This is a genomic window from Terrabacter sp. AAH1, from assembly GCF_054456855.1.
In genome coordinates, this window is the sequence record NZ_JBTJJV010000003.1 from 55,922 (window position 1) to 75,046 (window position 19,125).

A 19,125-nucleotide genomic window follows, 5' to 3' on the forward strand; every position below is an offset into this window, starting at 1 on the left:
CCAGCAGGCCTTTTCGGCGAACTCGCTCAGCTGTAGATGCCGTGGCGGGCATTCCACTCGCGGGCGCCCTGGTACGCGTCGACCATCCCCCACACCCAGAAGCCGAAGACCCCGAGGATCCCCACGAGGACGATGACGAGCACCCAGCTCACGCAGTAGCCGAGCAGGATCAGCACGCCCCGCCCGGCCTGCCCGTTGAGCATCGTGCCGAGCCCCGGGAGGAAGAACGACGCGAGCACGGCGATGGCCGGGTTCTTCGGGACGACCTGCGTGAACGTGGTCTGGGCCGGGGCGTACGGGTACACGGCAGGGGCTGCGGGCACCTGTCGGGCGGCGTATGCCGGACCGACGTGAGCCTCGTGGTGCGGCAGCCCGTGGGCATCGACCGACGCGGCCGGTGGCGCGGGGGCGGGCCGGACGTGCGGCGTCCAGGCGCGGCCGTCCCAGTAGCGCTCACCCTCCCCGACCGGGTACCACCCGGCGGGCGCCGTCGGACTCTGGCTCATTCATCTCTCCTGTCGTGCGTCAGAGGCTCTGAGGCTATGTCGCAGCCAGTGAACCCGCGGCGCTTTCAGGCGATTCGCCACCATCTGTGGGTCTGACGCCGCTGTCGGACGGCTCGTCTACGGTTCGTCCGGGAGATCAGGGAGCCGGCGTCGTGACCGACGACCACGACGCCGCGGCCACGCGAGGGGAGCACCGATGGACGTGAGGGCGGCATACGTCATGGGACGACAGCTCATGGAGCAGCAGGCGCTCGAGGACTGGACGCTCGTGCTCGACCGGGCCAAGACGCGTGCCGGTGCCTGCCGCCCCGCAAGGCGCGAGATCGCCCTGAGCGCACCGCTCACCCGGCTCCACGACGAGGCGGAGGTACGCGACACCCTCCTTCACGAGATCGCGCACGCCCTCGTCGGTGCACGTCACGGGCACGACGCCGTGTGGCAGGCCAAGGCGCTCGAGCTCGGCTGCTCCGGCCAGCGGTGCTCGTCCGCCGACGCGCCGTCCCTGGAGGGGCCGTGGAAGGCGACCTGCCCGGCGGGCCACGTCCTGACACGTCATCGACGTCCGACCCGGGCGGGCTGGTGTTCGCGCTGCTCCGGTCCGCCGCGCGACCGCCTGTTCGAGTGGACCTTCCACGGGCGGTCCGTGGCCATGCACCCGAACTACGTCGCCGAGCTCGAGGCGCTCCGGGCCGACGCCCCGCACCAGGTCCCGGGCGCCCTCCCCCTCGGCCAGGTCGTGCGCGTCACGGCGCCGGGGCCGTACGACGGCCTCGTGGGTCCGATCCTGCGCAGGGGCCGGAGCAACTACAAGGTGCGGATTGAGCAGGGCGTGCTCACCGTGCCGTTCGCCTGGGTCGAGGCCGCGGGCTGAGGCTGCGGCGGCGTTGCTCGGCCATCAGCCGCTCAGGCCGCGCATGTCGTGAGTCAGCACATCGACGTCACCACAGCGTCTGCACGTCAGGATCGTGCGGCCGCGCAGCTTCAGGCGGTCGTACTTGTGACCCAGGATCAGGCACCTGAGGTTGCGCTTGGCCATTCCCCCAGTGTGCTCCGGGGTTCGTTCTCGCGGGAAGGACCGACGTCGGCGACCGGGTCGGGGAGCACGGGCTGGTCGGTGGGGTAGAGGCCGACCGCGAAGCCGTAGACGGTCTCGCCCTCGCGCGGCAGCGACGTGAACTCGCGGACGAGGCCCTCGACCCGGCGCCAGAACTCCGAGGCGCTCTCGCGCGGGATGCGCACGTGGCGCAGGGTCGAGTAGAGGGTGTCGTCCTCGTGGGCCGGGACCGACTCGGCGGCGGCGACCGACAGCGAGTTGACGCAGACGGGCGTCGTCGGGTCGCCGGGCCGGCGGGCGACGCCGACGTTGATGGTGCGACCCGTGCGGCCGTAGAAGCGCTCGTCGATGGCCCGCACGCGGCGCGTCCGCACCACGCGGAGCATGCCGGCCTCGACGAGCACGCCGACGTGGTGGGCGACGGTGCTCTTGGGCCGCCCGACGGCCGCGGCGAGCTCGGACACGGTGGCGGCGCGCTCGAGCGTGAGGTCGAGCAGCGACGACCGCAGCGGGTCGGCGATGGCCCGCAGCTGCGCAGGCGTGGTCACCTCGACGGTGTCGGGGAGGTCGTAGTCGGGGGTGCCGAGACTATTGATCGACATGATTGGATCAGTCTAGATTGTTGGATCAAACACGCGCGAACCATCGATCACAGGAGCAAGCATGGCCGACGTCCTCCTCTTCCACCACGCTCTGGGCCAGACCCCGGGCTTTCTCGCGTTCGCCGACGCGCTGCGCTCGGCGGGGCACACCGTCCACACGCCCGACGCGTTCGAGGGACGCACCTTCGCCACGATCGAGGAGGGCGTCGCGCACGCGCGTTCGCTCGGCTTCCAGCGCGTGCAGGACCACGGCGTCGCCGCAGCCGACGGCCTCCCCAGCGACCTCGTCTACGCGGGCTTCTCGCTCGGCGTCATGCCCGCGCAGCGGCTCGCCCAGACCCGCCCGGGTGCTCGCGGCGCCGTCCTGCTCGACTCCGCGATCCCGCTCGGCGAGTTCGGCGACGAGTGGCCGGCCGGCGTGCCCGCGCAGGTGCACGGGGGCGAGGGCGACGAGTTCTTCATGGACGAGGGCGACGTCGACGCCGCGCGCCAGATCGTCGGCGCGGCCGACGACGGTGAGCTCTTCACGTATGCCGGCTGCGGCCACCTCTTCGCCGACCCGAGCGCTCCCGCGTACGACGCCGACGCCGCCGCGCTCGTGCAGCAGCGCGTCCTCGACTTCCTCGCTCGCGTGTAGGAGAGGCCTACGCGTCGAGGCCGCTGACGTGGGCCACGACCTCGGCGCCCCGGGTCAGGCGCAGCACCGTCGCCGCCCAGAGCACGAAGGTCGTCACGAAGACCCCGATGTGCAGCCAGCTCTGGGTGGGGTATGGCACCGCCGTGCGGTCGCCCGACGAGCCGAGGATGAAGGCCGAGCACGGGATCCACGCCAGCGCCCAGGCGGTCACCGTCCACGAGCGGCGACCGTGGACCGCCTTGTCCCAGCCCGAGATCCGGACGCCCGGCAGCACCCACATGACGAGGGGCAGCACCCACATCACCCACAGGCCGACGTCGGTCGCCATGGTGCCGAGGCGGTTCGCGCGGGCGAGGAAACCCTGCAGGCGCACCAGCCGCACGCAGGCGAGACAGCCGGCCACGAAGAAGAGCAGGCCGGCGAGGTCGACGGTGGTGCCGCTGGTCGGCGTCCCCCACGTGACGAGTCGCTCGGTCTCCGGGCGGAAGGCGGCCCAGGAGAGCGGCACGAGCGACGCGGCTCCGATGCCCAGCGACCACGTGGCCGGGCGGCGCAACCGGGGCTGCCGGCGGCGTACGGGCCGGTCGTCCGGAACGGTCACGACGGCGGCCGCGCCCGTGACGTCACCTCCCCTGGTGTCCACGATCGCACCGTACCGCGCGGGATCGTTCAGCCGAGCGTCTCTGCGACGAACCGGTCCCTGGTGAGGGAGTAGTAGACCTCGTCGGAGCGGGTCCCGTCGGCGTTGGGCAGCCGCTGGGCCAGGCGACCCTCGGCCCGGAATCCGGCCTTCGCCGCGGCCTTGCCGGACGCGATGTTGTCGACCTTGTGCCCCAGCTCGAGCCGCGCGATCCCCGCCGACTCGAACGCCCAGCCCGACACGAGCCGCAGCGCCCGCGTCGTGAAGCCGTGCCCGCGGAAGGCCGGCAGCACGCCGTAGCCGATGAGCCCGACGCCGGGAGGTCCCATCCGCATGACGTTGATGACGCCCGCGCCCTCGCCGGTGGCCGCGTCGACCATGACGAAACGGGCGGCCCGTCCGGACCGCCACTCGCGCCGCGCCTGCGCCGCCTTCTGCCGCGCCACGTCGTCGCCGAACGCCTCCCCGAAGAAGTCCCAGCGCAGCGACTCCTCGTCGTTGTGCTCGTCGCGCACGACCTGCCAGTCGTGGGCGGCGAGGGGGCGCAGGGTGAGCACGCCGTCGGTCAGCTCGCCCGTATCAGGGAAGCCGGTCGGGCCCGGCGTGCCGGGGGCATCCGCCGGCTGGCGCAGCAGGTAGGTGTCCATCACCCAGCCGTGCCGCTCACGGGCCTCGGCACGCACCCGCTGCACCTCGTCGATGACGTCGCCGAGCCGTCCCCGCACGAGCACCTCGTCGGGCGACCCGAGGTAGGCGCCCCAGAACAGCTCGAGGTCGGGGAACGTGTCGGCCAGCTCGGCGCAGGCGAGACCCCCGTCGAGCATGACGACGACGTCGCCGAGGGCCGGGTCGTACTCGTCGACGAGCCGCCGCCCCGTCGTGACGTGGATCGGCGCACCGATGCGGTTGAGCGGGATCCGGTGCCGGGCGGCGAGCAGCTGCGGGGCGCTGATGCCGGCGATGACGTCGTGCTCGACCGTGACGCCGGCAGCCGCCCACCTCTCGACGAGGGCGTCGACGACGCGGATCGTCGAGTCGTAGAACGCCGGGTCGCCCCAAACCAGGAACCCGACCGTCGTCTCGCCGTCGTCGAGCCCGTCGATGACGGAGGCGTAGGCGTCGACACGTGCCGCGTGCCAGTCGCGCACCCCCCGGCCGTATGCCGTGTCGTCGCGTTCGGCGTCGGGGCCGCGCCTGGGGTCGGGCACCTCGACGACCCGGTACGCGTGGTCGGCCGGGATCAGGGCGTCGCAGACGCGTTGTCGGGCCACGACGAGATCGGTCTTCGAGCCGCCCTTGTCGGCGACGAGGAAGACGTCGACGGTCGAAAGTGCCTGTGCCGCTTCACCGGTCACCTGTTCGGGACCACCCATGCCGATCCCGATGATGCGGACCCGTTCGATCATGACGTGCCCCCTGCGCGGGTGAGGTCGAGCAGTGCGTCGAGGTCGACGTGCTCCTCGAGGGCGTCGGCGAGGGTGTCGAGCATGCGCTCGCGCCGCTCGGCGAAGCCGGCCGCGCCGTCGTGAGGCTGCCACTGCGATCCCGCGACCGACGCGACGTGCGACAGCCACGCGCGGCGGAAGCCGTCGCTCTCGAAGGCCCCGTGCCACATCGTCCCCCACACCGCACCGGTCGACCAGCCGTCGAGGAACGGGTCGGCGTCGCCCGCGCCGTTGTGCGTCGCGATGCCGTGGTGGATCTCGTAGGCGGTCTCGACCGGGTGGCCGGACCAGGCGCCGGTGGGGCGGGCGAGCACCTTGTCGTCGCCGAAGTCGACGCGCACGGGCAGGAGTCCGAGGCCGGGCACGACGCCGACCCGTCCCTCGACGTCGTCGTCGATCTCGTGCCCGAGCATCTGGTAGCCGCCGCACACCCCCAGCACGGGGCGGCCGGCTGCCGCGCGACGCTCGATCACCTCGGCCAGACCGCGCTCCCGCAACCACGCGAGATCACTTGCGGTGGAACGTGATCCGGGCACGACGAGCAGGTCCGCGGACTCGGCCACCGCCGGGTCCACCGTCACGAGCACGTCCACCCCGGGCTCGGCGGCGAGGGCGTCGACGTCGGTCGCGTTGGAGATGCGGGGCAGTCGCAGCACCGCGACCTTGAGCCGGTCGCGGGCCGTGGCCGACAGCGCCGTCGAGGCGCGCCAGTGCCCGACCTCGAGGGTGTCCTCGCTGTCGAGCCACACGTCGAGCAGCCACGGGATGACGCCGTGGAACGGCACTCCCGTGCGCTGGGTGATGTCGTCGAGGCCGGGCACGAGCACCGACACGTCGCCGCGGAACTTGTTGATGACGAAGGACTTCAGCAGCGCGCGGTCCTCGTCGTCGAGCAGGGCCCACGTGCCGTAGAGCGCCGCGAGGATGCCGCCGCGGTCGATGTCGCCGACCACGACGACCGGCAGCCCGAACTCGCGCGCGAGTCCCATGTTCACGTAGTCACCGGAGCGCAGGTTGATCTCCGCGGGTGACCCTGCCCCCTCGCAGACGACGAGGTCGTACTCGTCGGCGAGCTCGCGGTAGGCGCCGAACGCCGCGTCGCGCAGGTGACCGCGCCCGGCGGCATACTGGCCGGCCTCGAGGGTGCCGGCGGGCTCGCCGCGCACCACGATGAACGACCTGCGATCGGTGCCGGGCTTGAGCAGCACCGGGTTCATCGCGGTGGTCGGTTCGACACGCGCGGCGACGGCCTGGAGCCACTGCGCCCGGCCGATCTCGCCGCCGTCGAGGCAGACCATCGAGTTGTTCGACATGTTCTGCGCCTTGAACGGTGCGACCCGCAGCCCGCGGCGCACGAGGGCCCGGCACAGGCCGGCGACGACGACGGACTTGCCCGCATCGGACGAGGTGCCGGCGACGAGGAGTCCGGAGGGGGCGGGTGGCGTCACGCCGCCATCCTGCCCGACGTGCGCAGACCGGCCGACGGGCACCCGCACACGTCGAGCCAGCCAGCGCACGTCGAAGCCGCCCGCCCACCGGGTGCGGTGTGCGGGCGGCCCCTGGGTGTGCTGCCGGGCTCAGCGACCTGTCACTCGGGGTCGCCGTCGGCGAGCAGGCGGTAGAGCTTGCGCCGGGTCTCGGTGAGGATCTCGGCGGCCTCGGCCCGCTGCTGCGAGGTGCCGGTGGTGACGATCTGCCACATCGCGCCCATCACCTGGCCGACGATCGGCATGAGGTCACTGCCGCTGCGCTGCTCGTGCTGCGGAGCGTCCTCGCCGTCGGGGGTCTCCTCGAAGGGACGCCACGTGGCGGCCATCTCCTCGCCGTTCTCCTCGACGTAGGTGCGGCCCGCGTCGGTGAGGCGAAGCAGCCGACGGCCCTCGACGTCGCGGCCCTCCACCAGGCCTTCGTCCTCGAGCTGCTGGACGGTCGGGTAGACCGAGCCGGGGCTCGGCTTCCACGCGCCGCCGGTGCGCTCGGAGATCTGCTGGATGAGCTGGTAGCCGTTCATCTCGTCGCCGGCGAGGACGTCGAGGATGGCGGCGCGAACGTCGCCGCGACGCGCTCGTGGCCCGCGGCGGGGCCCGCCGAAGTCCGGCCCGAAGCCGGGCCCGCCGAAGTGGCGGACCAGGTCGGCGACCCACGGGGGCGGACCGGGGCGTCCGCGTCCACCGGGGCCGCCCGGACCGCCGGGGCCGCCCCACGGACCGCGACCCGGGCCGAAGCCCGACCCGCCGCCCCAGCCGCCGCCCCAACCGCCGTCGAACCCGGACTCTCGTCTGCTGTGTCGGTGTCCGTGCATGGTGGTTCTCCTTGTCTGTCGACGCGACTCACGAACAGTCGCGATAGGTCGACGATATATCGCGACTGTTCGAGAATCAAGCGGCGACGCTGTTGTCGTGCTTGGAGTCGATGACGATGGGTACGTATCCCGCGATCTAGCCGTCGTCCTAGATCTCGCGATACGAGCCGATCGCCGCTCCAGGGCGGGAAAAAGTCACAGGTTCGTTGAGGTACGGCGCAGGTTTGGTTAGCGTGCGACGACGGGGACACGCGAATTGCCCGAGGAGGTCCTTACCGTGGCGAGCGCACAGGGGATCGGCCCTCGCGCCCACACCGCAGCACGTGCGGGTGTGGACGCCCGACGAGCCGAAGCAATCTCAAGGAGAGCCACGATGACCAACGTGCCGGCCACGCCGCTGGGCGAGAAGCGCACCGTGCGCATCCAGTGGGCACCGTCCGCGGCTCCACGCATCCGCAAGGAGCTCGTCGAGGACCTCCTCGCGCGCGAGCTGCCCTCGCAGGTCATCGACGAGGCCGAGATCGTCGTCAGCGAGCTCGTCGCCAACGCCATCCGGCACGCCAAGCCGCTCGCCGACGGTGCGATCCGCATCCACTGGAAGGTCAAGAACAACGTCGTCGAGGTCGAGGTGTCCGACGGCGGCGGTCCGACCGCCCCGCGCCCGTCCCCGCCGACCACCTGGGCGCCCGGGGGTCGCGGGCTGCGCATCGTACGGTCGCTGGCGCACGAGTGGGGCGTCATCGACGAGCCGCACGGCCGCACCGTCTGGGCCTCGCTCGGCGGCCCCTCCCGTCGCCGGTCGCACTGACACCACTACGCACCGAGGTGACGCTGCCCGACCCGGCGCTCGTCGTCCTCGTCGGCGCGTCCGGCTCGGGCAAGTCGACCTGGGCCGCCGAGCGCTACCGGGCGGCAGAGGTCGTGTCGTCCGACGCCCTCCGTGCCGTCGTCGGCAGCGGCGAGCAGGACCTCGACGCCTCCGTCGACGCCTTCGCCGTCCTCGAGCAGGTCGTCGCCGCACGGCTCGGTCGTGGCCTGACCACCGTTGTCGACACGCTCGGCACCGACGCGGCGCGGCGTCGCCGCTGGCTCGACGGCGCCCGCGCGACGGGACTGCCGGCCGTGGCCGTCGTGCTCGACACCCCCGCCGCCGTATGCCGTTCGCGCAACGCCGCGCGTGACCGCCCCGTCCCGGCGCGCGTCCTCACGAACCAGCTCGCCTCCGTCGCCACGGCCACGGACGAGCTCGAGGCCGAGGGCTGGGACCTCGTCAGCCTCGTGACCGGCGGCGCCCCGACCGAGCCCGGCCGCCTCTCCCGCAACACACCCGGTAGCGGTCAACCCGAGGCGGCTGCAACCGTGGGGCGCGGACCGCTTCCGGGTGTGTTGAGGGGCCAGGGCTCCGGACTGCGGGGCATCGTGCTCCAGCTCTCGCGCTTCCCGGCTGACGGTGACCTGCTGGCCTGGCTGCGTGACATGGCCGGCGCCGCCGAGGCTGCCGGCCTGACGGGCATCGCGCTGATGGACCACCTCATCCAGATCCCGCAGGTGGGCCGCGCCTGGGACCCGATCCCGGAGCCGTGGGTCACCTTGGGCGCCTTGGCCGCGTCCACCACACGGCTGCAGCTCGGCACGCTCGTGACGCCGGTGACCTTCCGCGAGCCGGGCATCACGGCGAAGGCGACCGCGACGCTCTCGGCGCTGTCGGGCGGGCGCGCCTTCGTCGGCGTCGGCGCGGGCTGGTGGGAACGCGAGCACACGGCATACGGCCTCGGGTTCCCTTCCGCGAGAGCGAGACTCGACGCGCTCGAGCGGGGCATCGAGCTGATGAAGGCGCTCTGGGCTCCCGGAACCAAGCCGTATGCCGGACGGCGGGTCTCGCTGCCCGAGACGACCTCGTACCCGCGGCCGGTCGGCCCGATCCCCGTCATCGTCGGAGGCGGTGGTGCCCGGTCGCTGCGCGTCGCCGCGCGTCTCGGCGACGGGTGCAACGTCCCCTCGGACGAGGCGGGCCTCGCCAAGGTCGACCACTATCTCGAGCTGGTGCGCGCGGAGGGACGTGACGCGTCCGAGGTGCACGCCACGGTGCTCGACCTGCCGCTCGTGGGATCCGACCGCGACGACGTGTGGGCGCGCGTGGAGCGGCACCGTGGACGCGCTCCGGCCGCGACCTTCGCGGCCCGGCACCACGCCGGCACGGCGGCGGAGCACGCCACCCGTCTGGCAGGCCTCGCCGCGCGCGGGATCACGACGGCCTTCGTGGCGCCCGTGGGCCTCACGACTCCCGACGACGTGCTCGCCCTGGCGCCGCTCGCGTCCGCGTTCGGCTGACCCGACGGCGGCCACTAGGGTGGCGCGCATGGGTAAGGCATCACGTCGTCCGCGCGGTGAGCGCACCGACCGTTCCGCACGTCCGCAGCCGGCACCGTTCGTGGCCCGCCCTTTCGAGGGCCTGCCCAACGAGACCGACTGGGTCGCGATGCGCGAGATCGTCCCGGCCGCGACCGCGACGGTGCGCTTCGCCAAGGGCAAGACGCCCGAGGGTGCGCCCGACGAGGTGACGATCGCGACGGTGCTGCCGCTGGCCTGGCCGGGCCTGCACCGCGAGGGCGGTGAGGTGCTCGTCGGCATCCAGTCCGGCAACGCGAGCGGCGACACGAGCCGCGACATCGCCTCCGCGATCGCCCTCGCCTCGGCTGCCGACGCGGGCTCGCCCGTGACCACGCTGCCCGTGTCGATGGCCGACACCCCGCGCCTGCAGGACCTGCTCGACCTCGACGCGCCCTTCGAGATGCAGCTGCACGAGGGCTTCGACTTCTGGGTGGCCGACGCCGACCTCGACGCCGAGGGCAAGGAGTCGCTCGAGCGCGCCAACGAGTCGGCCATCCCGACGGTCAAGCTCGACGCGGCTCCGTCCGCCTTCTGGTGCCGCATCGGCGACCGCACCTACGTGCGGTGGGTGCTGCCGTTCGACGAGGACACCGCGACGAGCGCCCTCGCCCGGTTGCATGCTGCCGGCGAGAGCCACCTCGGTGACGACGGCCGTCTGCTCGGCTGCTTCCGCTCGAGCGGTCTGCTCATCCCGGTCTGGGAGGTCGACCCCGGTTCCGAGGCCGCCGACTTCGAGAAGCCCCTGGCCGAGATGAAGAAGCGCATCGACGCCGCGGCCGCCTCGACCGAGACGCTGACGGCCGCCGAGCGTGGCGCCCGGGCCGGCCTCACCAACCGCCAGGTCACCCTCCGCTGAGGCACGGGCGACGATGACGACCGTGCCGTTCTCCGTCGCCGTCGTCATCCCGGCCAAGGACGAGTCGGCCCGCATCGCCGAGACGATCCGCGGCGTGCGCAGCATCCCCGGCGTCGCCACGGTCGTCGTCGTCGACGACGGGTCGAGCGACGGCACCGCGGCCATCGCCGCCCGCGAGGGCGCCGAGGTCGTGCGCCACGCCCGCAACCACGGCAAGGCCGACGCCATGATGAGCGGCCTCGGACGGGTCAACGGCCTGCGCCGGGTCGGTCGGCTCGACGCCGACACGGCGGTGCTCTTCGTCGACGCCGACCTCGAGGCCTCCGCCAGCGCGGTCGGCGAGCTCGTCACCCCCATCGTGACCGGGGCAGCCGACCTCACCATCGCGAACCTGCCGCAGCAGCGCGGCAGCGCCGGTGGTCACGGGCTCGTCGTCGGGCTCGCGCGGCGCGGCATCGAGGAGCTCACCGGCTGGTCTCCGAACCAGCCGCTCTCGGGGATGCGGTGCCTGTCGCCGGCCGCCATCACGGCAGCGACGCCGTTCGCGCGTGGCTGGGGCGTCGAGGTCGGCATGACCGTCGACGTGCTCGACGCCGGGCTGCGGGTCGTGGAGGTGCCGTGCGACCTGCACCACCGCGTCACCGGCACCGACTGGCGCTCGCAGGTGCACCGTGCGGCGCAGTACCGCGACGTCGCCCTGGCGCTCGGTGTGCGGCGCCTGCGACGCCGCCTCGGCCACGGCTGACCCGCCCGTGAGAAAACGAGCACTCGATCGGACCCACCAGTCGAGTGCCCACTTCCCGACGCCCCGCACCAGTCGAGTGCTCACTTCCCGACGCCGGTGTGCGTTGGAAACTGAGCACTCGACTGAGACAAGAGTTCGGCGCGTCACGCCTGGACTGACGGGCGATGCGAGCGCCAGCGAGCGAGTCGAGGAGGGAAGGCGTGACGTCCAGGCGCGCCGGACGCGGGCGAGCGGAGCGAGCCCAGAGAGCGCGGAGCGAGCCCAGACAGCTCAGAGGTGGTGGCGGTCGCGGCGTCGGCGCACCGGGGCCTTGCGCGCCTCGATCGCGAGGAAGTGCATCACGGCCGACACGACGAGCGGCACCGTGAAGATCGCGGCCACCGGCGGGATCGCGGCCCCCGAGTCGTTGGTGAGGAAGCCGATCACCGCCATGACGATGATCGACCAGAGCCCGCGGTGCATGAGCGGAGCCTCGTCGAGCAGGCGCTTGAGCGGCTCCGTGCCGAAGGCGCCGGGTCGCTTGACGACGACCACGACGATCGCCAGCAGCAGCGCGGCGAGGACGAGCAGCACCGGCAGGTGGATCGCCAGCGACACGTTGGCGAGGAACTTGCGCGACATGACGTCCCACGCGCCACCGTCGATGACGGTCTGGAGGAAACGGCCCGGGTGTGAGCGCTCGGACTCGGGGCGGCGCCAGTCGAGGTAGCAGACGAGCCCGACGACGAGCCCCGCCGCCACGAGGACGATGAGCACGTTGCGCGCCGACGTGCGCCACCCCATGACGCCCATGAGCAGGAAGCCGAGGGCCGGCACGAGCGCGATCGGTCCGCCGAAGTCCGCGCCCCAGGCGGGCAGCACGTCGACGGCCAGGGCGACACCACCGACGACGACCATCGCGAAGACCGCCAGGCGCGGCGCGTTGCGGCGCACCAGTGCGTGCGCGAGGGCCGCGCAGAGCATCAGGACCGCGGCGGCATACAGGGCGAAGGCGACGTTGCCCATGCCGTAGAAACGACCACCGACGAGCGGCTGGAGGCCGAAGATCGACGAGATCTGCAGGTGCGACCCGGTGAGCAGGTCGACGCCGATGACTCCCGCCGTCACGGCCGACATCGCGGCCAGGGGGCCGAGGGCGGAACTGCTCCACGGACCCCTCAGGCACACGAGGGTGATGGCCGCGCTGATGAGGAACACCAGCACGAAGAGCATGACGGCGAGCACGATCGTGTCGGTCGACCACCGCCACCACGGGATGAGGTTGGCGAGGAAGGTCGCCGCAGGCATCGCGGCGGACAGCAGGCCCACGAGCCGCACCATGCGCAGCACGCGCGCCCGGGTGAGACGGCGGTTCCACGGCCGAGCCCGCCGCACCACGACCCACAGCACGAGCAGCGCGAGCGCGGTGCCGGCCAGCCAGATGACGAGGAAGGGCGCCACGATGCGGTGCATCGCATCAGCCTTGGTGTCGATGTCGGTGAGCACCGTGAGCTTGCTCGCGGCGGTCGACTCGCTGTTGTTGGCCGACGGCGAGACGCTGAGGGCGCGGCCACCGATCGCCGCGACGGGGTTCACGCCGCCGCGCTGGAGGATCGTCGCGGTGATGTCGGACAGCTGCGCGACCCCGGTGAGGCGGGTCGAGGCCGACGCGAGCAGGCCCGGGCCGTAGTGCGGGCCCGACGCGGTGAGCAGCCGCAGCCGCTCCTGCTGGTCGCGGTCGGCGAGGCCCACGACGAGCAGGTCGGCCCCGTTGGGCATCGCGTCGATGACCTGCTCGAGGCGCCGCTCGATGCCGTTGATCTTCTCGATGTGCCGGGTGCGGTCGGGGTCGGTGGCGTCGATGCTGCCCACGTCGACGATGCTCACCGGGCACTGGGCGAGGTCGGACACGAGCGTGGTCGCCTGGAACAGGCTGTACTTCGCGACCTTGCCGTCCGACGTCGCCGCAGCCAGCCCGGCGCCGGGCCCGACCGCCTGGATGCACGTCTTGGCCGCCGCGAAGCTGTCGCCCAGCATGCCGAGCCGGGCCCGGAACTCGGCCTCGCGCGAGGCCGTCGCCAGGTCGTCGAACCCGATGACGCGGAAGCCGGACGTCGCGTCACCGGCGACCGACGGCAGCGACGCGCACGAGGGGCGGGCCTCGCTGGTGTCCGGACCGGCGGCCTCACCCGCGGAGACGGTGGCCCAGCCATCGGTGGGGCACGTCGTCAGACGCAGGCTCTTGACCGACACCGAGGCGGCTGAACCGTCACGCAGCAGGCCCCACAGCGTCGGGGTGTCCTTGGCCGAGACGTCGTCCCACGACAGGCCACCGAGGCCGACCACGACGAGCGACTCGCCCGGTTTCGGCTGCGTCGTCGGCGGCACGGGGACCGTCGTCCGGTTGACGTAGGCGAGGCTGAGACCAGCGACCATCACCAGGAGCAGGACGACGAGCGTCTTGACGGGATGGCGGCGGATCACGGGGGACAGACTACAAACCGGGGCTGTATGCCGAGGGTGAGGTCACGGGCTGGAATCGACCGGGCGCGGGGCCGCCACGCGGCTACCCTTGCCGATCGTGGACTCCTCGACGCTGACGACCGTGGCCGCCGTCGCCGCGGGCGTCGCGCTGCTGGCTCTCGTCCTGGCGGTGGCGGCCCAGCTGCGGCTGGCCAGGGTGCGCCGCGACTTCGCCGCGCTCGGCGGGGACGGCCGCACCGACATCGCGCGCGTCGCCGCCACGCAGAACCACCGCATCGAGCGGCTCACGGCCGAGGTGGCTGCCCTCCGCGACCACGTCGTCACGGCGGAGGAGGACGTGCGCCAGAGCCTGCGCAACGTCGCCGTGGTGCGCTACGACGCGTTCGGCGACATGGGCGGACGGCTCTCGTTCTCCGCCGCCATCGTCGACGACCTCGGGGACGGCATCGTGCTCAGCTCGATCCATGCTCGCGGCGAGTCCCGCACCTACGCCAAGGGCATCGTCGGCGGGCGGTCCAGCATCACCCTGACCCCCGAGGAGCAGCAGGCGCTGGCCTCGGCCAACCGCGACGAGCCCGCCGCCACCAGCAGCACGCGCGCAGGCAGCGCTCGCGCGGCAGACAGCACGAAGGACGTGTCGTGACCCCGCCCCGCACCCCCGACCAGCTCCACCGCTTCGGCTACCTCGGGCCACGCGGCACCTTCACCCAGATGGCCCTCGACGCGTGGGACGCCGCGGAGGGCCGCGAGCACCTGCCGTTCGGGTCGGTCGACGCGGCGCTGAGCGCGCTGCGCGCCGGCGACATCGACGCCGCGATGGTGCCCATCGAGAACTCCGTCGAGGGCGGGGTGTCGGCGACGCTCGACGCCCTCGCGACCGGTGATCCGCTCGTCGTCGTCGGCGAGGTGCTCGTGCCGATCACCTTCGTGCTCTGTGCGCGCCCGGGCACGACGCTCGACTCCGTGCGCACCGTGGGCACCCACTCGCACGCGTGGGCGCAGGTGCGCGGCTGGATGGGCGCGAACCTGCCCGACGCCGCGTACGTGCCCACCCTGTCGACCGCAGCCAGCGCCGCCGCCCTCGCGCAGCCCGGAGAGGTCATGTTCGACGCCGGCGTCTGCGCCCCGGTCGCGGCGCGCAACGAGGGCCTCGAGGTGCTCGCCGAGGACATCGGCGACAACACCGCCGCGGTCACCCGGTTCGTCCTCGTCGCCCGGCCCGGCACCCTGCCGGAGCCTTCGGGCGCCGACAAGACGACCGTGGTGCTGTTCCAGCGCGACGACCACGCGGGCGGCCTGCTCGAGCTGCTCGAGCAGTTCGCGGTGCGCGGCGTCAACATGACCCGGCTCGAGTCGCGCCCCACCGGCGAGGCGATGGGCTCGTACTGCTTCTCCATCGACTTCGAGGGGCACGTGCTCGACGCGCGCGTCGGCGAGACGCTCATGGGCCTGCGCCGGGTGTGCGCCGAGGTGCGCTTCCTCGGGTCCTACCCGCGCGCGGACGGCGGCCGGCCCGACGCCCGGCCGGGCACCTCCGACGAGGACTTCAGCCGCGCCCAGTCGTGGCTGGACGACCTGCGCACCTGACCGAGTCCCTTGTCGGCCCGTTGTCGGCCCGTAGTCAGCCGATCGTCGCGCCGCTCTTGAGCAGGAAGAGGGTCTCCTCGCCCACGACGCCGTCCTCGCCGATGCGGTTGGCGTCCTGGAAGCGCTGGACGACCTTCTTCGTCTCGGGTCCGAACGTGCCGTCGACGGTGAGCTTGCCACCCGCGGCCCGGAGGGCGCGCTGCAGCGTCTCGACGTCGGGGCCCTTCGAGCCCTGCTTGAGCGTCTCGCTGCCCATGGACCGGGAGATGATGAGCACCCAGACCCCGGCGTCGACTCGCCCCGGCTTGGGCGCCGGCCCCTCGAACGTCGCCTCGACACGGCGCATCGCCTCACGCGTCTGCGCGCCGTAGACCCCGTCGACCGCCACCGGACCGAAGTCGGCGTCGTTGAGGAAGCACTGCAGGGCGCTCACGGCCGGACCCTTCGAGCCGGGTGAGACGACCGGGTATGCCGGCAGCGTCCGCTCGCACGCACCCGCGACGCTCCCCGGGTCGGTGGCCGTCGCCGTGGCCGTCGGCTTGGCGGTCGTCGCGGTGGGGGTCGGCTTCGAGGGGGTCAGTGGATCGGCGGTGACCGTGGGCAGCGGCTCGGTGGGCCCGGGTGCCGTGCTGCCGGTGGTGGCCGTGGCGGTCTCCGACGCCGACGACTCGGCAGCCGTGGGGGTGGACGGCCTGGCAGAGGTGCAGGCCGAGAGCCCCAGGCCCAGGGCGGCGGCCACCGCCAGCGAGGTGGTCACGCGCCGCGCACCGACCGGCGCACCGTTCGTCATGCCGAACATCCGACTCCCCTGAGCTCACGGCGCGGCCCCGACGTCCGCGCACGTCCGAAGAGTATGCGCCCGCCCGACCGGGCGCGCGAGCGCGACGCGCGGCGACGGCATACGTGGTCGGCGGCGGTGCACCCCGAGGGGCAGGGAGGGGGCGCCGGTGCTGCCAGGCCCGGCGCCCCACCGATCGGGACCGCCCCCTGGTGGTCCCGACTTCCCTGCTGCGGTCACCGGGCCCTGCTGCCCCTCCGCAGCGCCCCGACATCGGCCCGGTGACCAAACCCCCGTCAGCAAGAGTCGGTACGCGGCGGCTTGATACGTCCTGAGGCGGACAAATTTCTCGAGTCGATGTATCAGGAACCCGAGCACGCGCACTCACTCGGGTGTAAGGGTCTTTCCAGCACCGTCGCCCCACCATCCGTCCCCTCAGGAGGTCAGCCGATGTCAGAGTCGGGTCCCGATGCGCCGCAGGGCGCGAACGACGCGAGTGGGACGGGCGGCCGGCGCCGGTCCGAACGACCGCCGGTCCGCGCCCTCGACCCGGCCACGGCGCTGCGCCTGACCGACGGCCAGCCGCCTCGGCCCGCGCTCTACCTCTCGGATCGCCTGCTGCTCAGCAACGAGGGCGGCCGGCCGCGGGGCCTCGACGACCTGCGCGACGCGCTCGGCAAGCTGGAGCTGGACTACGAGGTGACGCCCCGGCAGGACGGCGGCCCGCGCGACATCGACCAGCCGACGTGGGGCACGAGCATCACGATCCGCCCGACCCGGTCCCCGATCGAGCCCGTCGACGCGTGGAACGTGCTGCAGCGGCTGCGCGAGGCGGGGGAGCCGATCGCGCAGCGCCTCAGCCTCGAGCACGTGCTGCGTCCCGCCGACGGCTACTGGGGTGGCGTCGGTGGCTACTGGGGTGGCGTGGGCGGCTACTGGGGTGGCGTGGGCGGCTACTGGGGTGGCGTGGGCGGTTACTGGGGTGGCGTCGGCAGCGCCGTCCAGGAGTACGCCGTGCCGGGCCGCGGCGGCCGTATGCCGGTCGCCCTGGCCCTGCCCGACCCGCGGCTGCGCGCGCGGTCCCTCGACCGCGCGCCCGTCATCGTCGTCCCGGACACGGCGATCGCCGGGCACCCTTGGTTCAAGGACGACTCCGGCATCGTGCGGCTCGTGCTGAAGGGAGGCAAGCTCGTCCCGCTCCTCACGGGAGCCGGCGCGTCGAGCGAGCCCACGCGGCCGCCGATCTCGGTGCCTGCTCCGAGCGAGCCGGTCGGGCTGCTGCAGGGCCACGCGACGTTCATCGCCGGGCTGCTGCGGCAGGGTTGCCCCGAGGCGACGATCGTGTCGATCCCCGTCATGGGCGACGACGGTGTCGTCGACGAGGGCTACATCCTCGACGTGCTGCAGGCCCTGCTCGACCGCCACGTGCACGGGCAGGAGCACGACCCGTCCGAGGTCGTCGACGTGCTGAACCTGTCGATGGGCTACTACGCCGAGGACCGCACCTACACGTCAGGGCCCATCGCGGACCTGCTCGACCGGTTCGCCGAGCACGGTGTGCTCGTCGTGGCGGGCGTCGGCAACGACGGCACCGACGCACCGTTCGTGCCCGCAGCGCTCGCGGCCGAGCCGCCGTCGCGCATCACGGCCAAGGCGGTGCCGCCGGTCGCGGGTGTCGGGGCGAGCAACCCCGACGGCGTGACCGTGGCGCTCTTCTCCAACAACCTGCCGTACGTCAGCGCGGTCCGCTCCGGCGTCTCCGTGGTCAGCACTCTGCCGCTCACCAACGGCATGGGCCAGCCGTCGTCGCAGGTCCGGTCCGGTGACACGGTGCGGTGCACCGTCGACCCCGACGACTACACCGGCGGCTTCGGCGTCTGGAGCGGCACGTCCTTCTCCACCCCGATCTTCGCCGCCGAGCTCGCCGCCGCCCTCGTCGAGGCGGGCGACCTCGCCGACGTCTCCTCGTCCGCGATGCGCAAGCGTGCCATCAAGGCGCTGCGCGCCTGCATCGGAAGGGGACGGTCATGACCCCGACCCCGACGGCTCCCGACGGCCTCGGCACCCTGGCGGGCAAGGCCTTCGCGGCCTACGTCGCCGGCGAGCGCGAGCGGCTCTCCGAGCTCGTCGACCTCGTCACGCCCGTGCTGTGGAACGCCGCGCGCTCGCAGGGCGGCTCCCACGCGACGTGCGAGGACGCCATCCAGACGGCCTTCCTCCAGCTCGTCGACCGGGCCGAGTCGATCAACGAGCCCGCCGCCGTGCTCGGCTGGCTCGTCGTCGTCGTCAAGCGCGAGGTGTGGCGGCTCGCCCGCGGCTCGCGTCGCGAGTTCGGTGTCGAGGAGGTTCCGGAGGCACCGGCGCAGCAGCTCGACCCCGAGGCGCAGTCGATCCTCTCGGAGCGCCAGCGGGTGCTGTGGCAGCACATCTCGACCCTCACCCCGCGGTGCCAGGAGCTCCTCCGGGTCATCGCGTTCGCCGACCGTCCCGACTACGCCGCCATCGCGGAGTCGCTCGGGATGCCCGTCGGCAGCATCGGCCCGACCCGCGGCCGTTGCCTCCAGAAGCTGAGGACGACTCTCGGCTCCGACCCCGGATGGGCGGTCTGACATGACATCTCACACTGACGCCATCGACGCCCGCGACGTCGCCAACCTCGGTCACGTGCGCGACCTCTTCGCCCACGCCGACCCGGTGCCGAGCGATCTGGCCGAGCGAATCAAGTTCGAGATCACGGTGCACGCCCTGCACGCCGAGGTCGCCGAGCTGATGGACTCGGCCCTGCTCACCACGCGCGGCGCCGAGGCGGCGGTCGAGCCGACGCCGACCGAGTCGGTCACCTTCACCGCGGCCTCCGTCAGCCTCATGGTGTCGGCGAGCCCGTCGGAGACGAGCGACAGCGACGACGCCGACGAGCGCGTACGCGTGGACGGCTGGGTCACGACGCCGGGCGCGCAGGTCGAGGCCGTCACGAACGAGGGCAGCCGCACGGCGATTTCCGATGCGAACGGGCGCTTCGTTCTGGATGATCTACCCCATGGGCCGGTCCACTTCGTGGTGACCGACCCCAGCAACGACGAGACGCGGCCGGTCATCACCCCGACGATCACGATCTGACG

General features: G+C 72.9%; 20 protein-coding genes. 11 read left to right on the plus strand and 9 right to left on the minus strand.

The genetic code is table 11. From position 1 onward, the window contains the following. Positions 1–26: 26 nt before the first annotated feature. Positions 27–506, minus strand: a complete 480-nt coding sequence (locus ACXR8F_RS06320; protein ID WP_458799218.1) for a DUF2510 domain-containing protein — start codon at positions 504–506, stop codon at positions 27–29. Between the two features lie 196 nt (positions 507–702). Between ACXR8F_RS06320 and ACXR8F_RS06325 the strand changes: the two genes are divergently transcribed. Further along, positions 703–1,377, plus strand: coding sequence for a SprT-like domain-containing protein (locus ACXR8F_RS06325; RefSeq protein WP_458799219.1), 675 nt, complete (start codon positions 703–705; stop codon positions 1,375–1,377). A 24-nt stretch (positions 1,378–1,401) separates the two neighbouring features. Here the strand turns inward: ACXR8F_RS06325 and ACXR8F_RS06330 are convergent, their stop codons facing one another. Continuing rightward, on the minus strand, positions 1,402–1,542 hold the full coding sequence (locus ACXR8F_RS06330; RefSeq protein ID WP_458799220.1) for a hypothetical protein: 141 nt from the start codon (positions 1,540–1,542) through the stop codon (positions 1,402–1,404). Next, positions 1,515–2,162, minus strand: coding sequence for an ArsR/SmtB family transcription factor (locus ACXR8F_RS06335; RefSeq protein ID WP_458799221.1), 648 nt, complete (start codon positions 2,160–2,162; stop codon positions 1,515–1,517). The genes ACXR8F_RS06330 and ACXR8F_RS06335 overlap by 28 nt, the downstream gene beginning before the upstream one ends. A 61-nt stretch (positions 2,163–2,223) precedes the next feature. On the opposite strand from ACXR8F_RS06335, the gene ACXR8F_RS06340 reads away from it, so the two are divergent. Then, a complete protein-coding gene (locus ACXR8F_RS06340; protein WP_458799222.1) occupies positions 2,224–2,799 on the plus strand; it encodes a dienelactone hydrolase family protein in 576 nt (191 codons plus the stop codon). Positions 2,800–2,806: 7 nt separating this feature from the next. Here ACXR8F_RS06340 and ACXR8F_RS06345 read toward each other — a convergent pair whose 3' ends face one another. From ACXR8F_RS06345 to ACXR8F_RS06360, 4 genes are all read right to left on the minus strand, one after another. Next, complete coding sequence (locus tag ACXR8F_RS06345) at positions 2,807–3,442, minus strand: hypothetical protein (protein ID WP_458799223.1); 636 nt, start codon at positions 3,440–3,442, stop codon at positions 2,807–2,809. Positions 3,443–3,468: 26 nt separating this feature from the next. Further along, positions 3,469–4,845, minus strand: coding sequence for a precorrin-6A synthase (deacetylating) (cobF, locus tag ACXR8F_RS06350; RefSeq protein WP_458799224.1), 1,377 nt, complete (start codon positions 4,843–4,845; stop codon positions 3,469–3,471). After that, positions 4,842–6,332: a cobyric acid synthase gene (locus ACXR8F_RS06355; protein WP_458799225.1), complete on the minus strand. Its 1,491-nt coding sequence runs from the start codon at positions 6,330–6,332 to the stop codon at positions 4,842–4,844. Before ACXR8F_RS06355 ends, cobF begins: the two co-directional genes overlap by 4 nt. A 140-nt stretch (positions 6,333–6,472) precedes the next feature. Further along, the gene (locus ACXR8F_RS06360) at positions 6,473–7,186 is read right to left on the minus strand and encodes a PadR family transcriptional regulator (protein WP_458799226.1); all 714 of its coding nucleotides are present in this window, start codon (positions 7,184–7,186) and stop codon (positions 6,473–6,475) included. 373 nt (positions 7,187–7,559) lie between these two features. On the opposite strand from ACXR8F_RS06360, the gene ACXR8F_RS06365 reads away from it, so the two are divergent. The 4 genes from ACXR8F_RS06365 to ACXR8F_RS06380 are packed head-to-tail and all read left to right on the plus strand — an operon-like array spanning position 7,560 to position 11,178. Then, positions 7,560–7,994 (plus strand): ATP-binding protein, encoded by a 435-nt coding sequence (locus ACXR8F_RS06365; RefSeq protein ID WP_045192945.1) that lies wholly within the window; start codon positions 7,560–7,562, stop codon positions 7,992–7,994. A gap of 17 nt (positions 7,995–8,011) precedes the next feature. After that, the gene (locus ACXR8F_RS06370) at positions 8,012–9,517 is read left to right on the plus strand and encodes an LLM class flavin-dependent oxidoreductase (RefSeq protein ID WP_458799227.1); all 1,506 of its coding nucleotides are present in this window, start codon (positions 8,012–8,014) and stop codon (positions 9,515–9,517) included. A 28-nt stretch (positions 9,518–9,545) separates the two neighbouring features. Continuing rightward, complete coding sequence (locus tag ACXR8F_RS06375; protein WP_458799228.1) at positions 9,546–10,433, plus strand: DUF5926 family protein; 888 nt, start codon at positions 9,546–9,548, stop codon at positions 10,431–10,433. Positions 10,434–10,446: 13 nt separating this feature from the next. Beyond that, positions 10,447–11,178 carry a glycosyltransferase family 2 protein gene (locus ACXR8F_RS06380; RefSeq protein ID WP_045192948.1) on the plus strand — a complete coding sequence of 244 codons (732 nt, stop codon included), beginning with the start codon at positions 10,447–10,449 and terminating at the stop codon, positions 11,176–11,178. 270 nt (positions 11,179–11,448) lie between these two features. Here the strand turns inward: ACXR8F_RS06380 and ACXR8F_RS06385 are convergent, their stop codons facing one another. Beyond that, positions 11,449–13,641, minus strand: a complete 2,193-nt coding sequence (locus ACXR8F_RS06385; protein WP_458799229.1) for a hypothetical protein — start codon at positions 13,639–13,641, stop codon at positions 11,449–11,451. A gap of 97 nt (positions 13,642–13,738) precedes the next feature. Between ACXR8F_RS06385 and ACXR8F_RS06390 the strand changes: the two genes are divergently transcribed. After that, complete coding sequence (locus ACXR8F_RS06390; protein ID WP_458799230.1) at positions 13,739–14,284, plus strand: DUF4446 family protein; 546 nt, start codon at positions 13,739–13,741, stop codon at positions 14,282–14,284. Next, positions 14,281–15,228 (plus strand): prephenate dehydratase, encoded by a 948-nt coding sequence (gene pheA, locus ACXR8F_RS06395; protein WP_458799231.1) that lies wholly within the window; start codon positions 14,281–14,283, stop codon positions 15,226–15,228. The genes ACXR8F_RS06390 and pheA overlap by 4 nt, the downstream gene beginning before the upstream one ends. A gap of 34 nt (positions 15,229–15,262) precedes the next feature. Here pheA and ACXR8F_RS06400 read toward each other — a convergent pair whose 3' ends face one another. Next, positions 15,263–16,018 carry a peptidoglycan-binding domain-containing protein gene (locus ACXR8F_RS06400; RefSeq protein ID WP_458799232.1) on the minus strand — a complete coding sequence of 252 codons (756 nt, stop codon included), beginning with the start codon at positions 16,016–16,018 and terminating at the stop codon, positions 15,263–15,265. Between the two features lie 438 nt (positions 16,019–16,456). Between ACXR8F_RS06400 and ACXR8F_RS06405 the strand changes: the two genes are divergently transcribed. From ACXR8F_RS06405 to ACXR8F_RS06415, 3 genes are read left to right on the plus strand one after another with little or no spacing between them, the layout of a single operon-like run. Then, on the plus strand, positions 16,457–18,037 hold the full coding sequence (locus tag ACXR8F_RS06405) for a S8 family serine peptidase (RefSeq protein ID WP_458799233.1): 1,581 nt from the start codon (positions 16,457–16,459) through the stop codon (positions 18,035–18,037). Continuing rightward, positions 18,034–18,615 carry an RNA polymerase sigma factor gene (locus ACXR8F_RS06410; protein WP_045192953.1) on the plus strand — a complete coding sequence of 194 codons (582 nt, stop codon included), beginning with the start codon at positions 18,034–18,036 and terminating at the stop codon, positions 18,613–18,615. Before ACXR8F_RS06405 ends, ACXR8F_RS06410 begins: the two co-directional genes overlap by 4 nt. A 1-nt stretch (position 18,616) precedes the next feature. Continuing rightward, a complete protein-coding gene (locus ACXR8F_RS06415) occupies positions 18,617–19,123 on the plus strand; it encodes a hypothetical protein (RefSeq protein WP_458799234.1) in 507 nt (168 codons plus the stop codon). Positions 19,124–19,125 lie beyond the last annotated feature (2 nt).

Excerpts from the sequence above, each read along its gene's own strand:
- cobF (WP_458799224.1), bottom strand. The coding sequence starts at position 4,845 with ATGATCGAACGGGTCCGCATCATCGGGATCGGCATGGGTGGTCCCGAA.
- ACXR8F_RS06325 (WP_458799219.1), top strand. The coding sequence starts at position 703 with ATGGACGTGAGGGCGGCATACGTCATGGGACGACAGCTCATGGAGCAG.
- ACXR8F_RS06330 (WP_458799220.1), bottom strand. The coding sequence starts at position 1,542 with ATGGCCAAGCGCAACCTCAGGTGCCTGATCCTGGGTCACAAGTACGAC.
- ACXR8F_RS06375 (WP_458799228.1), top strand. The coding sequence starts at position 9,546 with ATGGGTAAGGCATCACGTCGTCCGCGCGGTGAGCGCACCGACCGTTCC.
- ACXR8F_RS06380 (WP_045192948.1), top strand. The coding sequence starts at position 10,447 with ATGACGACCGTGCCGTTCTCCGTCGCCGTCGTCATCCCGGCCAAGGAC.
- ACXR8F_RS06320 (WP_458799218.1), bottom strand. The coding sequence starts at position 506 with ATGAGCCAGAGTCCGACGGCGCCCGCCGGGTGGTACCCGGTCGGGGAG.
- ACXR8F_RS06340 (WP_458799222.1), top strand. The coding sequence starts at position 2,224 with ATGGCCGACGTCCTCCTCTTCCACCACGCTCTGGGCCAGACCCCGGGC.
- ACXR8F_RS06410 (WP_045192953.1), top strand. The coding sequence starts at position 18,034 with ATGACCCCGACCCCGACGGCTCCCGACGGCCTCGGCACCCTGGCGGGC.
- ACXR8F_RS06400 (WP_458799232.1), bottom strand. The coding sequence starts at position 16,018 with ATGACGAACGGTGCGCCGGTCGGTGCGCGGCGCGTGACCACCTCGCTG.
- ACXR8F_RS06335 (WP_458799221.1), bottom strand. The coding sequence starts at position 2,162 with ATGTCGATCAATAGTCTCGGCACCCCCGACTACGACCTCCCCGACACC.
- ACXR8F_RS06365 (WP_045192945.1), top strand. The coding sequence starts at position 7,560 with ATGACCAACGTGCCGGCCACGCCGCTGGGCGAGAAGCGCACCGTGCGC.
- ACXR8F_RS06405 (WP_458799233.1), top strand. The coding sequence starts at position 16,457 with ATGTCAGAGTCGGGTCCCGATGCGCCGCAGGGCGCGAACGACGCGAGT.
- ACXR8F_RS06360 (WP_458799226.1), bottom strand. The coding sequence starts at position 7,186 with ATGCACGGACACCGACACAGCAGACGAGAGTCCGGGTTCGACGGCGGT.
- ACXR8F_RS06415 (WP_458799234.1), top strand. The coding sequence starts at position 18,617 with ATGACATCTCACACTGACGCCATCGACGCCCGCGACGTCGCCAACCTC.